Annotated in this window: 14 protein-coding genes; 8 read left to right on the top strand and 6 right to left on the bottom strand. The window is 70.5% G+C overall.

Going from position 1 to position 18,454, the window contains the following annotated elements:
- Positions 1-38: 38 nt before the first annotated feature.
- The gene (locus tag QM711_RS07340; RefSeq protein ID WP_415097796.1) at positions 39-3,188 is read right to left on the bottom strand and encodes a S8 family serine peptidase; all 3,150 of its coding nucleotides are present in this window, start codon (positions 3,186-3,188) and stop codon (positions 39-41) included.
- Between the two features lie 212 nt (positions 3,189-3,400).
- Between QM711_RS07340 and QM711_RS07335 the strand changes: the two genes are divergently transcribed.
- The 4 genes from QM711_RS07335 to yaaA all read left to right on the top strand — a co-directional run bounded on the left by QM711_RS07335 (position 3,401) and on the right by yaaA (position 12,704).
- The gene (locus tag QM711_RS07335; protein ID WP_415097794.1) at positions 3,401-5,536 is read left to right on the top strand and encodes a hypothetical protein; all 2,136 of its coding nucleotides are present in this window, start codon (positions 3,401-3,403) and stop codon (positions 5,534-5,536) included.
- Positions 5,537-5,776: 240 nt separating this feature from the next.
- Entirely contained in the window at positions 5,777-11,269 is a 5,493-nt protein-coding gene (locus tag QM711_RS07330) for a carboxyl transferase domain-containing protein (protein WP_415097792.1), read from the top strand.
- Between the two features lie 80 nt (positions 11,270-11,349).
- A complete protein-coding gene (locus QM711_RS07325; RefSeq protein ID WP_415097790.1) occupies positions 11,350-11,862 on the top strand; it encodes a glycine cleavage system protein R in 513 nt (170 codons plus the stop codon).
- A 38-nt stretch (positions 11,863-11,900) separates the two neighbouring features.
- Positions 11,901-12,704 carry a peroxide stress protein YaaA gene (yaaA, locus tag QM711_RS07320; RefSeq protein WP_415097788.1) on the top strand — a complete coding sequence of 268 codons (804 nt, stop codon included), beginning with the start codon at positions 11,901-11,903 and terminating at the stop codon, positions 12,702-12,704.
- Positions 12,705-12,708: 4 nt separating this feature from the next.
- On the opposite strand, the gene QM711_RS07315 is transcribed toward yaaA, so the two are convergent.
- The gene (locus QM711_RS07315; RefSeq protein ID WP_415097786.1) at positions 12,709-13,074 is read right to left on the bottom strand and encodes a VOC family protein; all 366 of its coding nucleotides are present in this window, start codon (positions 13,072-13,074) and stop codon (positions 12,709-12,711) included.
- A gap of 66 nt (positions 13,075-13,140) precedes the next feature.
- On the opposite strand from QM711_RS07315, the gene QM711_RS07310 reads away from it, so the two are divergent.
- From QM711_RS07310 to QM711_RS07300, 3 genes are all read left to right on the top strand, one after another.
- On the top strand, positions 13,141-13,482 hold the full coding sequence (locus tag QM711_RS07310) for a YciI family protein (protein WP_415097784.1): 342 nt from the start codon (positions 13,141-13,143) through the stop codon (positions 13,480-13,482).
- A gap of 72 nt (positions 13,483-13,554) precedes the next feature.
- On the top strand, positions 13,555-14,184 hold the full coding sequence (locus QM711_RS07305; RefSeq protein WP_415097782.1) for a ClpP family protease: 630 nt from the start codon (positions 13,555-13,557) through the stop codon (positions 14,182-14,184).
- Entirely contained in the window at positions 14,181-14,789 is a 609-nt protein-coding gene (locus QM711_RS07300; protein ID WP_415097780.1) for a ClpP family protease, read from the top strand. Before QM711_RS07305 ends, QM711_RS07300 begins: the two co-directional genes overlap by 4 nt.
- A 90-nt stretch (positions 14,790-14,879) precedes the next feature.
- On the opposite strand, the gene QM711_RS07295 is transcribed toward QM711_RS07300, so the two are convergent.
- The 3 genes from QM711_RS07295 to QM711_RS07285 are packed head-to-tail and all read right to left on the bottom strand — an operon-like array spanning position 14,880 to position 15,743.
- Positions 14,880-15,182, bottom strand: coding sequence for a type II toxin-antitoxin system RelE/ParE family toxin (locus QM711_RS07295; RefSeq protein ID WP_415097778.1), 303 nt, complete (start codon positions 15,180-15,182; stop codon positions 14,880-14,882).
- Positions 15,179-15,391 (bottom strand): addiction module protein, encoded by a 213-nt coding sequence (locus tag QM711_RS07290; protein WP_415097776.1) that lies wholly within the window; start codon positions 15,389-15,391, stop codon positions 15,179-15,181. Before QM711_RS07290 ends, QM711_RS07295 begins: the two co-directional genes overlap by 4 nt.
- A gap of 40 nt (positions 15,392-15,431) precedes the next feature.
- Complete coding sequence (locus QM711_RS07285; protein ID WP_415097774.1) at positions 15,432-15,743, bottom strand: helix-turn-helix domain-containing protein; 312 nt, start codon at positions 15,741-15,743, stop codon at positions 15,432-15,434.
- A 34-nt stretch (positions 15,744-15,777) separates the two neighbouring features.
- Between QM711_RS07285 and ilvD the strand changes: the two genes are divergently transcribed.
- Positions 15,778-17,478 carry a dihydroxy-acid dehydratase gene (gene ilvD / locus QM711_RS07280; protein WP_415097772.1) on the top strand — a complete coding sequence of 567 codons (1,701 nt, stop codon included), beginning with the start codon at positions 15,778-15,780 and terminating at the stop codon, positions 17,476-17,478.
- Between the two features lie 117 nt (positions 17,479-17,595).
- On the opposite strand, the gene QM711_RS07275 is transcribed toward ilvD, so the two are convergent.
- Positions 17,596-18,429: a uracil-DNA glycosylase gene (locus QM711_RS07275; protein WP_415097770.1), complete on the bottom strand. Its 834-nt coding sequence runs from the start codon at positions 18,427-18,429 to the stop codon at positions 17,596-17,598.
- Positions 18,430-18,454 lie beyond the last annotated feature (25 nt).

The raw sequence follows: 18,454 nt of genomic DNA, 5'->3' as shown, positions 1-18,454 counted from the left end.
CCGGAACCAGGTTCCGGGGGCGCCATCGAGGGGTCGGGTCAGATCGCCGGCGTTCGCAGCAGCCGGGCCTCGTCCTTTCCGGCCTTGTTGTCGAGCACGACGATCATCGTGCCCAACGGCTGCTGATCGGCGACCGCCTCGACGTCCACACCGAGCCGGACGGTGACCGTGCGGTTCACCTTCACCTCTTCGTAGTTGCCGTTGGCGATCGGTGCCTTGCCGATCTGGTACGTGGCGACACCGTTCATCGTGTCCGAATAGGCGTCGTCCACGATGGAGTAGGACGCCACCCGGTAGTCGAACGGCTTGCTGCCGGTCAGGCCGATCTGGCTGGCGGCGAGCGGCAGCAGCACGGTGCTGCTGTCGGTGGGGGCCACCATCGGACGCCCGGGGGCGAACACCTGGTCCTTGGCGACGTCCAGGATGAACGTCTCGCTCAGGCCGTCGGCGTCGCCGGTGCGCACCAGCCCCGAGTCCATGCTGAACAGGATGTAGTCGGTCTTACCGTCGCGATTGACGTCGATCTCGACGTCGTAGTCGACGGTGGCCGCGTTCGAGGACCGCGTCCAGCTGTTCACCGCGAAGACCAGCAACGTGTCGTTCTCGAGCGGCAGTTCCTGGACGCCGGCGGCGCGCAGGTCAACCCCACCGGGGGCACGGTAGGAGAGGTCGTTGGAGCTCGCCAGTCCCCAGGTGTAGAAGTCAGCAACCGTGTTCATCGCACCCTTGGGGTTGGTCAGCGTCACCTGCAACGTGCGTGCGTTGGCCGCCACCGTCGTGGCCGGCTTCGCCCCCGCGGTGGTGGGCCGCCCGTTGGTCTTGACATCGGTGACCAGCGGCGCCTTCAGCAACTGCTGCTTGGCCGCCACCTTTGCCTGCGCCCGGGGCACCATCAGATAGGGCACCCGCAGCGTGCCGCGGCCATTGGTGGTGATCTTCACGTTCCCCGAGACCTCGCGGAAGCTGAACTGGTCCGTGGTCGACATCGAGTCGCCCAGCTTGGACGCGGTGGCGCGCAGGGTGACCGTGACCGTCCGCGACTTCTTGGCCGCCACCGTGACCTTCTTCGGGCTGAAGCTGACCGAGGCGCTACGGGACTGCTGGGTCTTCTCATTCGAAAGCGTGAAGGTGACCTTCTTGGTGCTCTTGTTGACCAGGGTCAGGGTGCGCGTCCCGCGGTAGCCCTGGCTGGCCTCCGGTTCGGCGAATCCGTAGCTCAGCGACGCGTCGTAGACCCGTCCGGCCCGGGTCCGGTAGCTGTCGCCGTAGGCGTACACGCTGGTGCCGACGACCTGGCTGGCGTCTACCAGCCCGCCGCCTCGGGTGAGCCGGTAGCCGGCCACCTTTGCCGGATCGGCGGTGCTGACCAGCGCCGAGGCGATCTCGTAGGACTTCCAGTCCTTGTGCGCCTGCCGGGCCAGCGCGGCGACCCCGGCGACATGCGGGGCGGCCATCGACGTGCCGGACAGCACTTCGGCGCCGGTTCCGGTGCCGACCGCCGCGGATCTGATGCTGACGCCCGGGGCGGACACCGACGGCTTCAGTCCGCTGTCGTCGTTGCGGGGACCGCCGGACGAGAACGAGCCGTAGCCGGTGAAGCCCGGGTTGGAGAGCGGCTGGGCAGCCAGGGTGAGGGTCTTGTCGTCGGCGGCCAGCAGCGCAGCGCTATCGCTGCTACGGACGCCGAGGAACGGGATCGTCACGGTGTAGGGCGTTTCGTCGTCGGGGTTGGAGAGGATCTCCCCCTCGAACGGCGGGTAGCCGTTGTCGGTGTTCACCATCACCACGGCGTCGGCGCCGGCTTGCTGCCCGTAGATGGCCTTGGCCACCCGCGCGCAGTCGCCCCGCCGCACGACCGCGATCTGCAGCGGCGCGGTGGGGGAGGCGTCGATTCCGGCCTGGCTGAAGGCCGTTTTCGAGCAACCCAGGGCTTCGTTCTCGCCGGTGCCCGAGTCGTCGCGGACGTACACGACCTGGTAGGGGCCGGCCGGTAGGTCGGCATCATTGGCGTTGATCGCGGCCACGGTGCTGCCGGGGAGCTTCAGCGCGGCACCGGGGAAGCCGGCGGTGGAGTCCACCGCGGCCACGTTGATCACACCGCGCGCAACACCCGGCGACCCGGTCAGATAGGGATTGGGTCCGGCGTTGCCGGCCGAGGCGACCACGACGACCCCGGCGGCCTGGGCGTTCTCGGAGGCGATCGAGTCGGCGTCGGAGACTCGCCCGTAGTCCGAGCCGAGGGACATGTTGATGACCTGGATCTGATTCTTCACCGCCCAGTCGATGGCTTCGGTGACCACATCGGTGGAGCCCTCGCAGCCGAACACCTTCAAGGCGTAGAGGTCGACCTTGGGTGCGACGCCGGGTCCGACCTTGAAGTCGTGGGACGGGGTGCTGGCATCGTAGGGACCGGTGTAGGGGGTGCCGTCGGCGTTCACGCCACCGCCGCCGGTGGTGCCGGCCACATGGCTGCCGTGACCGTTGCAGTCCAGCGGGTTGGCGTCCGGCTTCGGCGTCGCATTGGCCGGGGTGTCCGCGTCGTAGTCGTCACCGACGAAGTCGTAGCCGCCCTTGACCCGGACGGTCGGGGTGAACGTGCTGCTGGCCTTGGCGGCGTTGAAGGCCTCGACGGTGCCCGGTCCGCCGAAGTCGGCGTGGGTGTAATCGATGCCGGTGTCGATGATCGCAACCTTGACGTTCTCACCGAGGTACTTGGTCTTCTGCCACACCTGCGGCACGCCGAGATAGGGCACGCTGACGGCGTTCTGGATCTTGTAGGTCCGGGCGGCGGTGACCGACTTGACCCCGGGCAGCGCCGCAACGGCCTTCAGCTGCTTGCGCGGCAACGTCACCCGCATGCCGTTGTACGCGGACTGCATCTGGGAGAGCACCTTGCCGCCGCGGCCGCGCAGCTGCGTCTTGAGCCGGTCCTGGGACCGCTTCAGGTCGGCCCGGATCGAGGCCGCCCGGGCGCTGGACAGCCGGGTGGCGGTGCGGGACTGGACGACGGCGACCGGATCGCCGGTCAGCTCGATCATCACGGTGACCGCGGCGTCGGGGTTCGCCGAGCCGGGGCGGAATTTGGTGTCGATGGCCGTCGTTCCGGTCGTGGAGTCGAAGCGGTCGACACCGGTCTCGGCGTGGGCGACCGTGGGCACCGCCAGGGCGACAACGCCCGAGAGGATCATGATTTTCCGGCGTAGCAAGATCTGCCCAGCCTTTCTACGAAGGGGTGACGAGTGCGGGCGATGCCCTTGCGGGCAGGCTACGGAGCGGGTGGTCGGAGAGTCAACGGCCTTCCGGGGGTGGCCAGCGGGGTTGCCCGGCGCCCGGCGCAAACTGTGATTCAGCCGTTATCTTTGCCATGGTGAGTTCATCACCCGTGCGCCCGAGGGAGTTCATGAACCAGCCCACCGACGCTTTCGCCCAGCAGACTCGCCGGCTGGTCTCGCAGCTGCAGCGGCAGCGCGACTGGGCCGGCGGCGACCCGGGCCGGTTGGACGCCGTGGCCGACGCACTGGTCGAGTTGACCGCGCACCGGCTGTCGGGTCATCTGTGGGCCGAGGCCGCAGCCGGGTCCCAGGAGGCGGTGATGCTCGCCGCGAAGCTGCTCGGCCGGCACGGTCCGGTCGGTCCCTATACGCCCCGGGCGGACGCCGTCCGCTCGATCACCGCGCTGGTGCAGCTGGCCCTGGTCCAATCTGCCGCCGGTCTGCACCCGCAGGCCGAGCAGGCCCTGGCTGCCGCGTTCGGGCTGCGCGAGCAGCTGAGCCGGCTCGACCTGGACGCCGCGCTGGCCCCGCGCACGGTGGCCTGGGCGTTGCTGGTCTGGGCCCGGACGGCGCTGGCAGCGGGCGATCCCGCGGCGGCCAACGCGCGAGCCGACGCGGCCCTCGGGGTGGCGGTCGACGACGAATGGGTGGCGATCGATCTCAGCCGTGCGGGTTCTGACGCGCGGTGGGCGGCTGGGCACCCCGCGCCGGCCGTCGAGTACGCCCTTGAGGCCGTCGAGCGGTACGAGGCGGTCGCCGCCGATCTGCTGGAACGTCCCGACCGGCTGCCGGCGGCGATGCTGGAGCGGCTGAGCGAGCCACTGTTCGGCCTCTACGCCGACGCCGCCGACCGGGTGCTGGCAATCGGCGCCCCCGGCCTGGCGCTGGGCCTGCGGCGACGGCTGGTGGACCTGCTCGGTTCGCAAACCGGGCGCCGCCCGGAGTCGCAGCAACTGCTGGTGTCCGCGCTGGCCGATCTCGCCGATGACCTGGCCGGCCTGGGCCGGGACGCCGAGGCCGCCGACGTCTCCGCTCTGGCCAGCTCGATCGCCGGCGACACCGAGGCCGATGCGTTGCCCAGACGCCGCCGGGCCAGGCTCGGCGCGCGCACGCCCTGGACGCCGCTGGCGCCGGACGAGGCGTTCGGTGTCCAGCCGCGGCCGGAGCCGTCCGGACGACTGGCCGCGTTGCGCGGCCCCGCCGACGCCGACGAGCAGGCCAGGCGGGCGGTCACCGAGACCACCCTGGCTCGACGCGCCGCCGAGGCCGCGAGTCAGGCTGCCGCCCAGGTCGAGGAAGCCGAGCGGCGCCGGCAGCAGGAACTGCTGCGAGCCGACGAGCTGGCCGAGCGGCAACGCCGCGAGGAGGCCGAGGCGGCCGAGCGGGACCGAGCGGACCGGCAACGCAAGCGTGCCGAGCGGATCGCCGAACACGAACGCCAGCTGGAGCGTGAGCGCGCCGAGGCCGAGGCGGCCCTTCGCGCCCGGGTGAGCGACGAGACCGATGCCGAGCGGGCCGAGCGCGAGGAACTGGAACGTCTGGCCGCAGAGCTGGCCGAGATCGATGAGCCGGCGGCCCAGCCCGTGGTGCCGGTGGTCGCGCCCGTCGAGACCCCGGTTTCGCCGATCGAGCCTGTCGAGACCCCCGGTGAGCCCATCGAGACCCCGGTTTCGCCGGTCGAGCCGGTCGAGACCCCGGTTTCGCCGGTCGAGCCTGTCGAGACCCCCGGTGAGCCCATCGAGACCCCGGTTTCGCCGGTCGAGCCGGTCGAGACCCCGGTTTCGCCGGTCGAGCCTGTCGAGACCCCCGGTGAGCCCATCGAGACCCCGGTTTCCCCGGTCGAGCCGGTCGAGACCCCGGTTTCGCCGGTCGAGCTTGTCGAGACCCCCGAGCCGCCGGTTGAGCTTGTCGAGACCCCCGGTGAGCTTGTCGAGACCCCCGGTGAGCCTGTCGAGACTCCCGTTGAACCTGTCGAGACCTCCGCGGAGTCAGCCGGGGCTGCCGAACCGGACGCGCTCGACCAGGTCCGCTCGAGCGTCGAGGATGCGGCCGCAACGGGCAAGCGACGCGAGGTCCGGGCGGCGACCGAGGCGTTGGCCGGCGAACTTCGCCAGCGCTACCAGGCCGAACCCGAGCGGTACCTCGACGAGTTCCTCGAGGCACTCGATCAGCTGTCCACCGCTCGCTGGCAGGCCGGCGACTGGTGGGGATCGCGCGGACCATCCAAAGAGGCCAAGAACCTGCGCAAACAGCACGGCCGCTGATTGCCGCGGAGGCGATCCCGGCGCGACCTGGCTGTTGTGGGAACCCGCCAAAGCTCGGACGGCCGAGTTGGCGCCTCCAGACATGCCACGCAGGTCCGGCGTCCCGAATCTGGGCCATGCCGCTCGGGTCGCCTCGCCTTGACGGCGCAGAAGTGGAAGATTTCGTGGGCAGGACTGCCGCCGGAGCCTCAATCCGGACGGCGTCCGTACAGGTGAAGTCGACAGCCGAGGAGGCGCCCGGTGTTCAAACGCATCGCGATCGTCAACCGTGGCGAGGCCGCCATGCGGCTCGTCCACGCCGTCCGGGATCTCAATGCCGAGCGGCCCGGTGACGACCCGATCGCGGTCATCGCGCTGTACACCGACGCCGAACGCACCGCGATGTTCGCCCGCGAGGCCGACGAGGCCTATCCGCTGGGTCCGGCCGCCGAGCGCCCCTACCTCAACCACGCGCTGCTGATCGATGTGCTGAAGCGGGCCCGTGCCGACGCGGTCTGGGTGGGCTGGGGCTTCGTCGCCGAGGACGCCGCGTTCGCCGACCTGGTCGAATCGCACGGCATCACCTTCATCGGCCCCTCCGGTGACGCGATGCGCAAGCTCGGCGACAAGATCGGCTCCAAGCTGATCGCCGAAGAGGTCGGCGTCCCGGTCGCGCCCTGGTCACGGGGCGGTGTCGACACCCTGGACGACGCCTTGGCGGCGGCCGAGCGGGTCGGCTACCCGCTGATGCTCAAGGCCACCGCGGGCGGCGGCGGCCGCGGCATCCGCAAGGTCACCAACGCCGACGAACTGACCGAGGCCTACCAGCGCACCCGCGACGAGGCCGAGCGGGCCTTCGGCTCGGGCGTGGTGTTCCTGGAGAAGCTGGTGACCGGCGCGCGGCACGTCGAGGTCCAGGTGATCGCCGACGGCCAGGGCACCGCCTGGGCGCTCGGCGTCCGGGACTGCTCGGTGCAGCGCCGCAACCAGAAGGTCATCGAGGAGTCGGCGTCCCCGCTGCTGACCGCCGACCAGACCGGCGAGCTGAAGGCGTCCGCGGAACGGCTCGCCCTGGCCGTCGGCTACGCCGGCGCAGGCACCGTCGAGTTCCTCTACCACCCTGGCGACCGGGCGTTCGCCTTCCTCGAGGTGAACACCCGCCTTCAGGTCGAGCACCCGATCACCGAGGTCACCAACGACTTCGACCTGGTCAAGGCGCAGATCCGGGTCGCCTCCGGCGAGCGGCTCATCGACCGTCCGGTCGAGTTCGGGCACGCCGTCGAGGCCCGGCTGAACGCCGAGGACCCGGACCGCGATTTTGCCCCCTCGCCCGGCCGGATCACCCGGCTCGACCTGCCGGCCGGCCCCGGCATCCGGGTCGACACCGGCGTCGCCGAGGGCGATTCGATCCCGGCCGATTTCGATTCGATGATCGCCAAGATCATCGCCTTCGGACGCGACCGTACCGAAGCGCTCGGACGCCTGCGCCGGGCGATGGCCGAGACCACCGTCGTGATCGAGGGCGGCGCCACCAACAAGAGCTTCATCCTCGACCTGCTGGCCCAGCCCGAGGTGACCGGCGCCGAAGGCGTCGACTGGGCCGACACCGGCTGGATCGACCGGGTCCGCGGCGAGGGCGGCCTGGTCGCCGACCGGCATTCCGGGGTCGCCCTGGTGGCGTCCGCGATCCAGTCGTACGAGGACACCGAGGAACGCGAGATCGCCCGGCTGCTGGAGACCGCGCACGGTGGCCGTCCGCAGGTGCAGAACTCGGTCGGACGGCCGGTCGAGCTGAAGCTGCGCGGCGTCACCTACCAGGTGACCGCCTTCCGGATCGGACCCCGGCGCTACCGGATCCGAGTCGCCCAGGGCGAGCAGTCGGCGAGTGTCGAGGCGTTCCTGGAACGCCTGGACCACTTCCACAGCCGGCTGCGGGTCGGCGACCAGCGCTATCGGCTGGTGACCGCCACGCACGGACCGGTGCACCTGATCGAGGTTGACGGCGTCACCCATCGGGTCAGCCGCGACGAGGGCGGGGTGCTGCGCTCGCCCGCCCCGGCGCTGGTGGTGGCCACCCCGGCCGCGGTCGGCGACGAGGTCGCCGCGGGCGCCCCGGTGCTGGTGCTCGAGTCCATGAAGATGGAGACCGTCCTGGTCGCGCCGTTCGCCTGCCGGGTCAAGGAACTGCTGGTGATGACCGGCAGCCAGGTCGAGAGCATGGCGCCGCTGGTCCGGCTGGAGCCGCTGGCCGACCAGGCCGACGCCGAGGAGGCGCCGGCCGCGACCGGCCCGGGCCTGGACCTGCCGGCGATCGCCGAGACGTCCGACCCGGCGGAGCGTGCGCACCGGTTGCTGGACGACCTGTCGGCGCTGGTGCTGGGCTTCGACGCCGACCCCGAACATCGGCCGCTGGCCGGCTACCTCACGACCCGGGATCAGCTGCGGGCCGACGGGGTCGACGTGGTGAACGGCGAGATCGCCCTGATCGGGCTGTTCGCCGATGTGGCCGAGCTGAGCCGGAACCGTCCGGCCGGCGAGGACACCAGTGCCGAGTTGCGGGTGCACAGCGACCGGGAGCACTTCCACCGTTACCTGCAGAGCCTGGACGTCGCCCGCGCCGGCCTGCCCATGCAGTTCACCGACCGGCTGGCCAAGGTGCTGGGCCACTACGGCATTTCCGAGCTGACCCGGACGCCGCAGGTGGAGGAGGCGGTGTTCCGGATCTTCCTGGCCCAGCAGCGGTTCGCGTCCGACCTGGTGGCGATCACCTCGCTGCTGGAGCGTTGGATCGCCGAGCCGGCACCGCAGCCCGAGGTCGCCAGCCACGCCCGGGCCGAACTGGAACGGCTGGTCCGGGCCACCCAGCGACGGTTCCCCGCGGTCGGCGACCTGGCCCGGAGCATCCGGTTCCGCTGGTTCGACCAGCCCCAGGTGGACGCCGAGCGCGACGCCGTCCTGGCCGGAGTGGCCGACGAGGTGGCCGCGCTGGCGGCCGACCCCGAGGCGTCCGACCGGGACCGCCGGATCGCCACCCTGGCTGCCATTCCCGAGCCGACCGTCGGCTTCCTCGCCGACCGGCTCGCCGACGGCGTCCCGGCCCAGGAGCCGATGCTCGAAGTGCTGATCCGCAAGCACTACGGCGATTTCGAGCTGACCGCGCTGCGCCATTTCACCGTCGCCGGACGCGCCGCCGCCACCGCCGACTACCGGCTGGAAGGGCGTCCCACGCTGGTCGTGTCGACTCTCGGACGGCTCGACGAGCTGGCCGGCGACGGCCCGATCAGTGCCCTGGTCGCCGACCGGTTGGGTGCCTGCGAGCGGGGCGAGGAGGCCGTGGTCGAGCTGTACCTGTCCTGGCCGGACGCCCCGGATCCGGACCGGGCCAGCGCCTACCTGGAGCAGACGTTCGCCGGCTGGTCGCTCGGTGAGAACGTCCGGCGGATCGTGGTCGCGGTCTGCGACGGCGTGACTGAGCCGCGCTTCCTGACCTTCCGCTGGACGACGTCCGGCGAGATCGCCGAGGACCGCCGGATCCGTGGCGTCCACCCGATGGTCGCCCGCCGGCTGGACCTGTGGCGGTTGCGCGACTTCGACCTCACCCGGCTGCCGGCGCCCGAGGACGTGCTGCTGTTCGACTGCGTGGCCACCTCGAACCCGGCCGACCGGCGCCTGGTGGCGATGGCCCAGGTCCGCCAGCTCGCCCCGGTCCGCGACGAGAACGGACGGCTGCTCGGGCTGCCGCACGCCGAGCGGGCGGTGGAGAACTGCCTGGAGGCGATCCGCCGCACCCGGGCCTCCCGCGGCAGCGAGGGCAACCGGCTCGACATGAACCACGTCTGGGTGCACGTCTGGCCGGTGATCGACCTCGACCACAAGGACATCGTCTCGCTGCAGACCAAGCTCACCCCGCTCGGCGACGGCGCCGGCATCGAAGAGGTGCTCGCCCAGGGCCGCTTCGACCAGCCCGGACGCGGCATCATCCCGCTCGCCGTGCGGTTCCACTACCGGGCCGGTGCCGGGGTGACCGCGGCCATCGAAGCGCCGCCCACCGAGCCGTTGAAGCCGCTGGACGATTACGCCGGACGGGTGCTGCGGGCCCGCCGCCGCGGGCTGGTCTACCCCTACGAGCTGAGCGACGTGCTGGCCGGGCCGGGCGGCACGCTGACCGAACTCGACCTGGACGCCGAGGGCCGCCTGGCCCCGGTTCAGCGTGAGCGCGGGCTCAACTCGGCGGGCATCATCTGCGCCCTGGTCACCACCCCGACCCCGCTCTATCCGGAGGGTCTGACCCGGATCGTGCTGTCCGGCGACCCGACCCGCGGGCTGGGCGCGGTCGCCGAACCGGAATGCCGCCGGATCATCGCCGCGCTCGACCTGGCGCAGCGGATGCGCATTCCGGTGGAGTGGTTCACGCTGTCCTCCGGTGCCCGGATCTCGATGGATTCCGGCACCGAGAACATGGACTGGGTGGGTGCCGCGCTGCGCCGGATTATCGAGTTCACCCAGGACGGCGGCGAGATCAACATCGTGGTGGCCGGCATCAACGTCGGTGCCCAGCCGTACTGGAACGCCGAGGCGACGATGCTGATGCACACCAGGGGCATCCTGGTGATGACTCCCGATTCGGCGATGGTGCTGACCGGCAAGGACACCCTCGACTTCTCCGGCAGCGTGTCCGCCGAGGACAATTTCGGCATCGGCGGCTACGACCGGGTGATGGGCCCGAACGGCCAGGCGCAGTACTGGGCGCCGGATCTGCCGGGCGCCTTCCGGATCCTGATGGGTCACTACGCGCAGACCTACGTGATGCCCGGCGAGGACGGGCCGCGCCGGGCACCCACGTCCGACCCGTCCGACCGGGACGTCTCGGACTACCCGCACGGCGGCGAGTTCGCCACCGTCGGCGAGATCTTCACCGCCAACCCGGACCGCAAGAAGCCGTTCGACATCCGCACGGTGATGGCGGCCGTCGCCGACGCCGACCACCCGCACACCGAACGCTGGGCCGGCATGCTGGACGCCGAGACGGCGGTGGTGATGGACGCCCGGGTCGGCGGTCATTCGATCTGCCTGATCGGCATCGAGTCCAAGCCGGTGCCGCGGGCCGGCTTCCCGCCCACCGACGGTCCCGACACCTACACCGCCGGGACGCTGTTCCCCCGGTCCAGCAAGAAGGTGGCGCGGGCGATCAATGCGGCGTCCGGCAACCGGCCGGTGGTGGTGCTGGCGAACCTTTCCGGGTTCGACGGCTCGCCGGAGTCGATGCGCAACCTGCAGCTCGAGTACGGCGCCGAGATCGGCCGGTCCGTGGTGAATTTCGACGGTCCGATCGTCTTCGTGGTGATCTCCCGCTACCACGGCGGCGCCTTCGTGGTGTTCTCCAAGACGCTGAACGAGAACATGACGGTGCTCGCCCTCGAGGGCTCGTTCGCGTCCGTGATCGGCGGCGCGCCGGCGGCCGCCGTGGTGTTCGCCCGGGATGTGGCCAAGCGCACCGCGTCCACCCCCAGGGTCGCCGAACTGGAGGCCCAGGTGCGGTCCGCGCGGCCGGCCGAGCGGGCCCGGCTGCAGGCCCAGCTGGACGACGTCCGGGCCGCGGTGCGGGCCGAGAAGATCAGCGAGGTGGCGGCCGAGTTCGACGGCGTGCACAACATCCAGCGGGCCCGTGAGGTCGGGTCGGTGGACAAGGTGATCGCGCCGTCCGCGCTGCGTCCGGAGATCATCGCCACCATCGAGGCCTTCCGCAACCGTTGACCCCACCCACCGCTCGCCGAACTCGGCGAACGGAAAATAGTCCGGCGAGCGGTGGGGGAGACTCCGCTACGCTCACGGCCATGGCCACCCTGGTGCTCACCGTGATCGGCGACGATCGCGCCGGACTCGTCAACGCCCTCGCCGACGTCGTCACCGCCCACGGCGGCAACTGGGAGCGCAGCCAGCTGGCTGAACTGGCCGGCAAATTCGCCGGCATCGTGCTGGTCCGCGTTCCCGATGACCGCTCGGACGAGCTGGCGGCGGCCCTGAAGCCCCTGAGCGGGCTGCTCGAAGTGACCCCGCATCCCGGCGCCGACGAGCCGGCCGAGGCCGAGCAGCGGATTCAGGTGGATCTGGTCGGCAACGACCACCCGGGCATCGTCCGCGACGTCTCGGGCGTGCTGAGCCGGCATGGCATCAGCATCGAGCGGTTGATCACCGAGACCCGGGACGCCCCGATGGCCGGCGGACGGCTGTTCGAGGCGCACCTGACCGCACCGGTGAGCGCCGACCAGGATCTCGACGGACTGCAGGCCGACCTGGAACGGCTGGCCACCGAGATCGTGGTCGACATCGCCGTCGCCGCCGGCTGAGCCGGGTGCGGGGTCACAGCCACCGGTAGCCTGAGCCGGTGCTGGTTCTGCTCTCACCCGCGAAGTCGCTGGACTTCGAATCGCCACTGCCCACGCGCAAGCACACCGAACCGAGGTTGCTCGAGCGCTCGGCCGAGTTGATCGAGGTGATGCGGGAGAAGTCCACCTCCGAGATCGCCGCGCTGATGCACATCTCGGACGAGCTGGCGGCTTTGAACGCGCAGCGCTACGCGGACTTCTCGCCGCCGTTCACGATGCGGAACTCCCGGGCCGCCGTGCTCGCTTTCGCCGGCGACGTCTACCAGGGCCTGGCCGTGCGACGCGGCTGGGACGCCCGGGACTACACCGAGGCGCAGAAGTCGCTGCGGGTGCTTTCCGGTCTCTACGGCGTGCTGCGTCCGCTCGACCTGATCCAGCCCTACCGGCTGGAGATGGGACTGCCGCTCGGCACCGCCCGGGGCAACAGCCTGTACGCCTACTGGGGCTCGACCATCACCGACCTGCTGCGTGCCGACCTGGACGCCTCGCCCGGCGCCGCCGCGGTGATCAACCTGGCCTCGGAGGAGTACGCCAAGTCGGTGCGCTTCGCCGACCTCGGCTGCCCGGTGGTCTCGCCCCGATTCGAGGACACCAACGCCCGCGGCACTCGCGGCGTGGTCTCGTTCTACGCCAAGCGGGCGCGTGGGGCGCTGGCTTCCTGGCTGGTGCGCGAACGCGTCCGGACGCCGGGTGTGGTCAAGCGGTTCGCCGCGGACGGCTATCGCTACGACACCGCCTCATCGACCCCGCAGCAGCCGGTGTTCGTCCGGAGCTTCGAGGACCGGCCGATGCCGCTGCGCTGAGCTGTCAGGAGTGGCAGACGGCCTCGACGTTGTTGCCGTCGGGGTCACGGACGAAGGCGCCGAAGTAGCCGTCGTGGTACTCCGGCCACTCCCGCGGCGCGTGCAGCACCTCGGCACCCACCGACGTGGCGGCGTCGAAGAAGGCGTGGACGGCCGACCGGTCGGTCGCCGCGAAGGCGATGTGGCACTCGCGGTTGGAGCTGCCACTGGCCGCCGAACTCACCCAGAAGTCCGGGTGGCCCGGCGTGCCGTAGCCGATGGCCTCGCCGAAATCCATCTGCCGGGTGAAGCCGAGGCTGCCCAGCACGGTGTCGTAGAAGCGGGTGGAGGCGGCCAGGTCGGCCACGTTGACGCCGAAGTGATCAATCATGAGGACAGTCTGTCGGCAGCCGCTGACAGTTTCGGGTCGACAGTCTTCGTGGAAGAGTGACCCGACATGAAGCGCTATCTGATCTCGTTCGACGACGGCTCGATGGACCACATCCCCGCTCAGGACTGGCCGGCAGTGGGCGAGGCGGCGCATGCCGTCGTCGCCGAGGCCAAGGCGGCAGGCGTGTGGATCTGGGGCGGCGGGATCGAACGCCAGCGGGCGAGCATCGTCGGCACCGACGGCACCGTCACTGAGGGTCCCGAGCCGGAGACCAAGGCGGTGATCGGCGGATTCTCGATCATCGAAGTGGCCACCCACCACGAGGCGTTGGCATGGGCGGCCAAGGTCGCCGCCGGTTGTCGCTGCGCCCAAGAGGTCAGAGAACTCATCTACGACCCGGAATCCTGACGCTGCCCTGGGCAGATCTGCCGACAGCAGCGCGCACTGTTGAGTCGGACGCCGGCCGAGCAGGCTTGCTTCATGACCGACACCGCGACCGAGCCGATCCGGCTCGACCACCTACTGAATGACCGGCTCTTCGAGCAGCGCACCATCGTGCTCAGCGGGCCGCTGGTCGACGAGAACACGCTCAGGCTGTGCAGCGCGCTGCTGGTGCTGGCCGCCGACGACCCGGATTCGGACATCCGGCTGCTGATCAACTCGCCGGGCGGATCGGTGCCGGGCATGCTGGCGATCCGGGACTGCATGCGGACGATCCCCAACGACGTGGCCACCATCAACCTGGGGATGGCCTACAGCGCCGGGCAGTTCCTGTTGTCGTCCGGCGCCAAAGGCAAGCGCTACACGATGCCGCACGGACGGGTGCTGCTGCATCAGGGCTCGGCCGGCATCGGCGGCACCGCGATGGACATCGCCATCCAGGCCGACGATCTGCGGCAGACCCGGGACACCGTGCTGGCCTGCATCGCCGCGGACACCGGCCAGCCGCTGGAGCGGATCGAGGCCGACTCGCGCCGGGACCGCTGGTTCTCCGCGGAGGAGGCGCTCGACTACGGCTTCGTGGACGCCATCGTCGAGGGACCCGAACTGCTCCCGGCGCCCCGGACCCGGATCGGGATGGGCCGCACCGGAATGGGCGGCGTCCGATGAGCAGCTATCCGATTCCCTACGTCACCACCCGTACCGACCGTGGCGAACGTACCGTCGACATCTACAGCCGGCTGCTGGCCGACCGGATCGTCTACCTCGGTACCGGCATCGACGACGGCGTCGCCAACACCGTGATCGCCCAGCTGCTGCACCTGGCCAGCGACAACGCCGACACCCCGATCGCGCTCTACCTCAACTCGCCGGGCGGTTCGATCCCGGCCACCCTGGCCATCTACGACGCGATGCAGTTCGTCCGGCCCCGGGTGGAGACCACTTGCGTGGGTCAGGCGGCGGCCACCGCCGCGCTGCTGCTGGCCGGCGGCGCACCGGGCGGACGGCAGATCCTGCCGCACGGGCGGGTGGTGATCCATGCGCCCGCCGCCGAGGGCCGCGGCACCATCCCCGACCTGATCCTGGAAGCCGACGAGGTCGCCCGCGTCCGGACGTTGCAGGAGGAATTGCTGGCCCGGCACACCGGCCGGACCACCGAACAGATCCGTGCCGACCTGGAACGCGACTTGATCCTCACGCCCGCAGACGCCGTCCGCTACGGCATCGTCGATCGCGTGCTGGCGGAGGGACTCAGTGTTCCTGCCAAGGATTGATCAGTTGAACGCCAGTGTCTGCGAAGTGGCGAACGTTCCGCGACGCTCCGCCTGCAGAGGACCACTGCCTAGCGGAAGATGTCCGACTTTCTAGCGGTCCGCGTCCAACTGCGCGGGGTCTTGCCGGTGGTGTAGTACCGCGATGATCTCAATGAGTTGAGCCTCATCCCTTACGCGGTACCAAAGTTGGTAGGGAAAGATGCGCAGGCTGACGCGTCGGGCAGCGCCGCGGACAGCCGGTGCCGAGTACGGGAACTCCTGGATGCGTCGGGCTACGGTGAAGAACTCGTCGGTAAATCGTTCCGTCTGTTCCGGCGCCTCGGCGTCGTAGCGCGCCCGAACTCGGTAGAAGTCACGCTGAGCACTGGAACTGAGAGCGATGTCGAATGTCACGCGCTCCGCCGGGCGTGGTTCTCGAACTCGTCGAGTGTCACGAAACCACTCGGGTCTGCGTCGGCCTCGGCGATTCGCTGGTCAATGATCGCGGCGACCTCCGAGGACACCTCGCCACGGTCGAGTGAGTTCTGCAGAGCGAAGATGAGTTCCCGCCGAGCAGACTCATTGAGCTGCAACGCTCGTTCGAGGAGAGCCTGATCAACCATGCGCCGATGGTACTCGCACGATCCGACGTTTGATGGTGGGTCAGGCGGCGAGGCAAACCGGTCCCCGGATGGCGCCACCGGCCAGCCGTGAACTGATCCGCAGAGTCAACTCGGCGACGGTCAGGTCCAGTGCTCCGGCGACGGCGGCGAGCAGTTCCGAGGACGGCTCCTTAATGCCGCGCTCCAACTCGGACAGGTACTGCGGAGACATCCCGGCGCGTCCGGCGACGTCGACGATCCGGTCGGCCCGCTTCAGCCGCTCGGCGCGCAACTGCTCGCCCACGGCCTCCCGCCACAGCGGCTCGACCGGCTCCGGTTCGCGCTTCGGCCGCAGTGGTACCACGTCTCCCATGGGCACACAGTAATCGCGGTCCTAGACTCGCGCCATGACCCAGACTCCCGACCTCAAGCCCCGTAGCCGCGACGTCACCGACGGCCTGGAGAAGGCCGCCGCGAGGGGCATGTTGCGAGCGGTCGGCCTGGGGGACGAGGACTTCGCCAAGCCGCAGATCGGCGTCGCCTCGTCCTGGAACGAGATCACCCCGTGCAACCTGTCGCTGGACCGGCTGGCCAAGGCGGTCAAGGACGGCGTGCACGCCGCCGGCGGGTACCCACTCGAGTTCGGCACCATCTCGGTCTCGGACGGCATCTCGATGGGCCACGAGGGCATGCACTTCTCGCTGGTCTCGCGCGAGGTGATCGCCGACTCGGTCGAGACCGTGATGAACGCCGAACGGCTGGACGGCTCGGTGCTGCTGGCCGGCTGCGACAAATCGCTGCCCGGCATGCTGATGGCCGCGGCCCGGCTCGACCTGGCGTCGGTCTTCCTCTACGCCGGATCGATCCTGCCCGGCATCGCCCGGCTCTCCGACGGCACCGAGAAGACGGTGACCATCATCGACGCCTTCGAAGCGGTCGGCGCCTGCGCCGCGGGACTGATGTCCCGGGCCGACGTGGACGCCATCGAGCGCGCCATCTGCCCCGGCGAGGGCGCCTGCGGCGGCATGTACACCGCCAACACGATGGCCTCGGTGGCCGAGGCGATCGGCATGTCGATCCCGGGCTCGGCCGCCCCGCCGGCCACCGACCGGCGCCGGGACGGCTTCGCCCGGCGCTCCGGCGAGGCCGTGGTGAACCTGCTGCGCCGCGGCATCACCGCCCGCGACATCATGACCAAGGAGGCGTTCGAGAACGCGATCGCCGTGGTGATGGCCTTCGGCGGCTCCACCAACGCGGTGCTGCACCTACTGGCCATCGCTCACGAGGCCGAGGTCGAGTTGACCATCGACGACTTCCAGCGGATCGGTTCCAAGGTGCCGCACCTGGCCGACGTGAAGCCGTTCGGCGCCTATGTGATGACCGACATCGACCGGGTCGGCGGGGTTCCGGTGGTGATGAAGCTGCTGCTCGACTCGGGCCTGCTGCACGGCGACTGCCTGACGGTGACCGGCAAGACGATGGCCGAGAACCTGGCCCACATCGCGCCCCCCGACCCCGACGGCAAGGTGATTCGGGCGATGCAGCAGCCGATCCACCGCACCGGCGGCATCACCATCCTGAAGGGCACGCTCGCCCCCGAGGGTGCGGTGGTGAAGAGTGCCGGCTTCGACGATTCGGTCTTCGAGGGCACCGCCCGGGTCTTCGACGGCGAGCGGGCCGCGATGGACGCCGTCGCGAACGGCGCGCTGACCAGGGGCGACGTGGTGGTGATCCGCTACGAGGGTCCCAAGGGCGGCCCGGGGATGCGCGAGATGCTCGCCGTCACCGGCGCGATCAAGGGCGCCGGGCTCGGTAAGGACGTGCTGCTGCTCACCGACGGCCGGTTCTCCGGCGGCACCACCGGGTTGTGCGTCGGCCACGTCGCGCCGGAGGCGGTCGACCTGGGGCCGATCGCGTTCGTCCACGACGGCGACCCGATCCGGCTGGACGTGGCGAACGGACGCCTCGACCTGCTGGTCGAGGACGACGAGCTGCAGGCCCGACGCGACGCCGGGGTGACCCATCCGGCGACGAAGTACACCAGGGGCGTGCTGTCCCGCTACCGCAAGCTGGTCACCTCGGCCAGCCGCGGGGCCGTCCTCGACTAGACCGTCGCTGGTCGAGCGTGTCGAGAGGCCCGTCACCAGGTTTCGACCCCTCAACCACCCGTTGGTCGAGCGTGTCGAGACCCTTACCGCGGTTTTGACAGGCTCAACCAGCGAGTTCTAGCAGTCGCGCAATCGCTGCAGCACGGCGTCCAGCATCGGCTCGGTGAGCTTGCCGGTGAAGGTGTTCTGCTGGCTCACGTGGTAGCTGCCGAACAGCCGCACCGTCCGATCGCCGGCCCCCAACTCAGCCTCCGCGCCGTGCCCGAAACGCGGCTTCGGGCGGGGCACCGACCAACCCAGCCGGCGCGCAGCGGCCAGGGTGGCGTCCCAACCGATCGCTCCCAGTGCGAGTATTCCCCGTAGTCGTGGTGTGATCAGCGTGAGTTCCCGGTCCAGCCAGGACGAGCAGGTCGCCTTCTCCACGGTGCTCGGTTTGTTGTCCGGTGGTGCGCAACGGACGGTGGCGGTGATCCGCAGATCGCGCAGCGCCAAGCCGTCCCCGGCATGCGTCGCGACGGGCTGGCTGGCCAGCCCGGCCCGGAACAGCCCGGCGTAGAGCCAATCGCCGGAACGGTCGCCGGTGAACATCCGGCCGGTGCGGTTGGCCCCGTTGGCGGCCGGCGCCAGCCCGACGATCAGCAGGGTCGCGGCGTCGTCGCCGAACGTGGGCACCGGACGCCCCCAGTACGGCTGGCCGGCGAAGGAGGCCCGGCGTCCGATGGTCGCCACGCTTTCGCGCCAGCTCACCAGCCGCGGGCAGGCCCGGCACACCGATGATCGTGCTTGCAATTGGTCGAGGCTCGCGGACGCCGCCAGCCGGGCTACGTCCGCGGCATCGACGGCGACCGGGGTTGCCACCGTCGCCGGATCGCCCGGCCAGCCGGTAGCCGGGGGTACCGGGGAGGCGAACGGCCGTCCGGTGATCGGGTGGATATCGATACGGGTGGCCACGGCCCCTGCCTACGCCCGCCGAACA

It is taken from the genome of Micropruina sp. (assembly GCF_047602385.1).
In the GTDB taxonomy this organism is placed as follows: Bacteria; Actinomycetota; Actinomycetes; order Propionibacteriales; family Propionibacteriaceae; genus Micropruina.
Note: the sequence above shows the minus strand (reverse complement) of the source record. Positions and strands in the feature narration are given on the sequence as shown.

Excerpts from the sequence above, each read along its gene's own strand:
- QM711_RS07310 (WP_415097784.1), top strand. The coding sequence starts at position 13,141 with ATGAAGCGCTATCTGATCTCGTTCGACGACGGCTCGATGGACCACATC.
- QM711_RS07335 (WP_415097794.1), top strand. The coding sequence starts at position 3,401 with ATGAACCAGCCCACCGACGCTTTCGCCCAGCAGACTCGCCGGCTGGTC.
- ilvD (WP_415097772.1), top strand. The coding sequence starts at position 15,778 with ATGACCCAGACTCCCGACCTCAAGCCCCGTAGCCGCGACGTCACCGAC.
- QM711_RS07325 (WP_415097790.1), top strand. The coding sequence starts at position 11,350 with ATGGCCACCCTGGTGCTCACCGTGATCGGCGACGATCGCGCCGGACTC.
- QM711_RS07285 (WP_415097774.1), bottom strand. The coding sequence starts at position 15,743 with ATGGGAGACGTGGTACCACTGCGGCCGAAGCGCGAACCGGAGCCGGTC.
- QM711_RS07290 (WP_415097776.1), bottom strand. The coding sequence starts at position 15,391 with ATGGTTGATCAGGCTCTCCTCGAACGAGCGTTGCAGCTCAATGAGTCT.
- QM711_RS07315 (WP_415097786.1), bottom strand. The coding sequence starts at position 13,074 with ATGATTGATCACTTCGGCGTCAACGTGGCCGACCTGGCCGCCTCCACC.
- QM711_RS07340 (WP_415097796.1), bottom strand. The coding sequence starts at position 3,188 with ATGATCCTCTCGGGCGTTGTCGCCCTGGCGGTGCCCACGGTCGCCCAC.
- QM711_RS07305 (WP_415097782.1), top strand. The coding sequence starts at position 13,555 with ATGACCGACACCGCGACCGAGCCGATCCGGCTCGACCACCTACTGAAT.
- QM711_RS07300 (WP_415097780.1), top strand. The coding sequence starts at position 14,181 with ATGAGCAGCTATCCGATTCCCTACGTCACCACCCGTACCGACCGTGGC.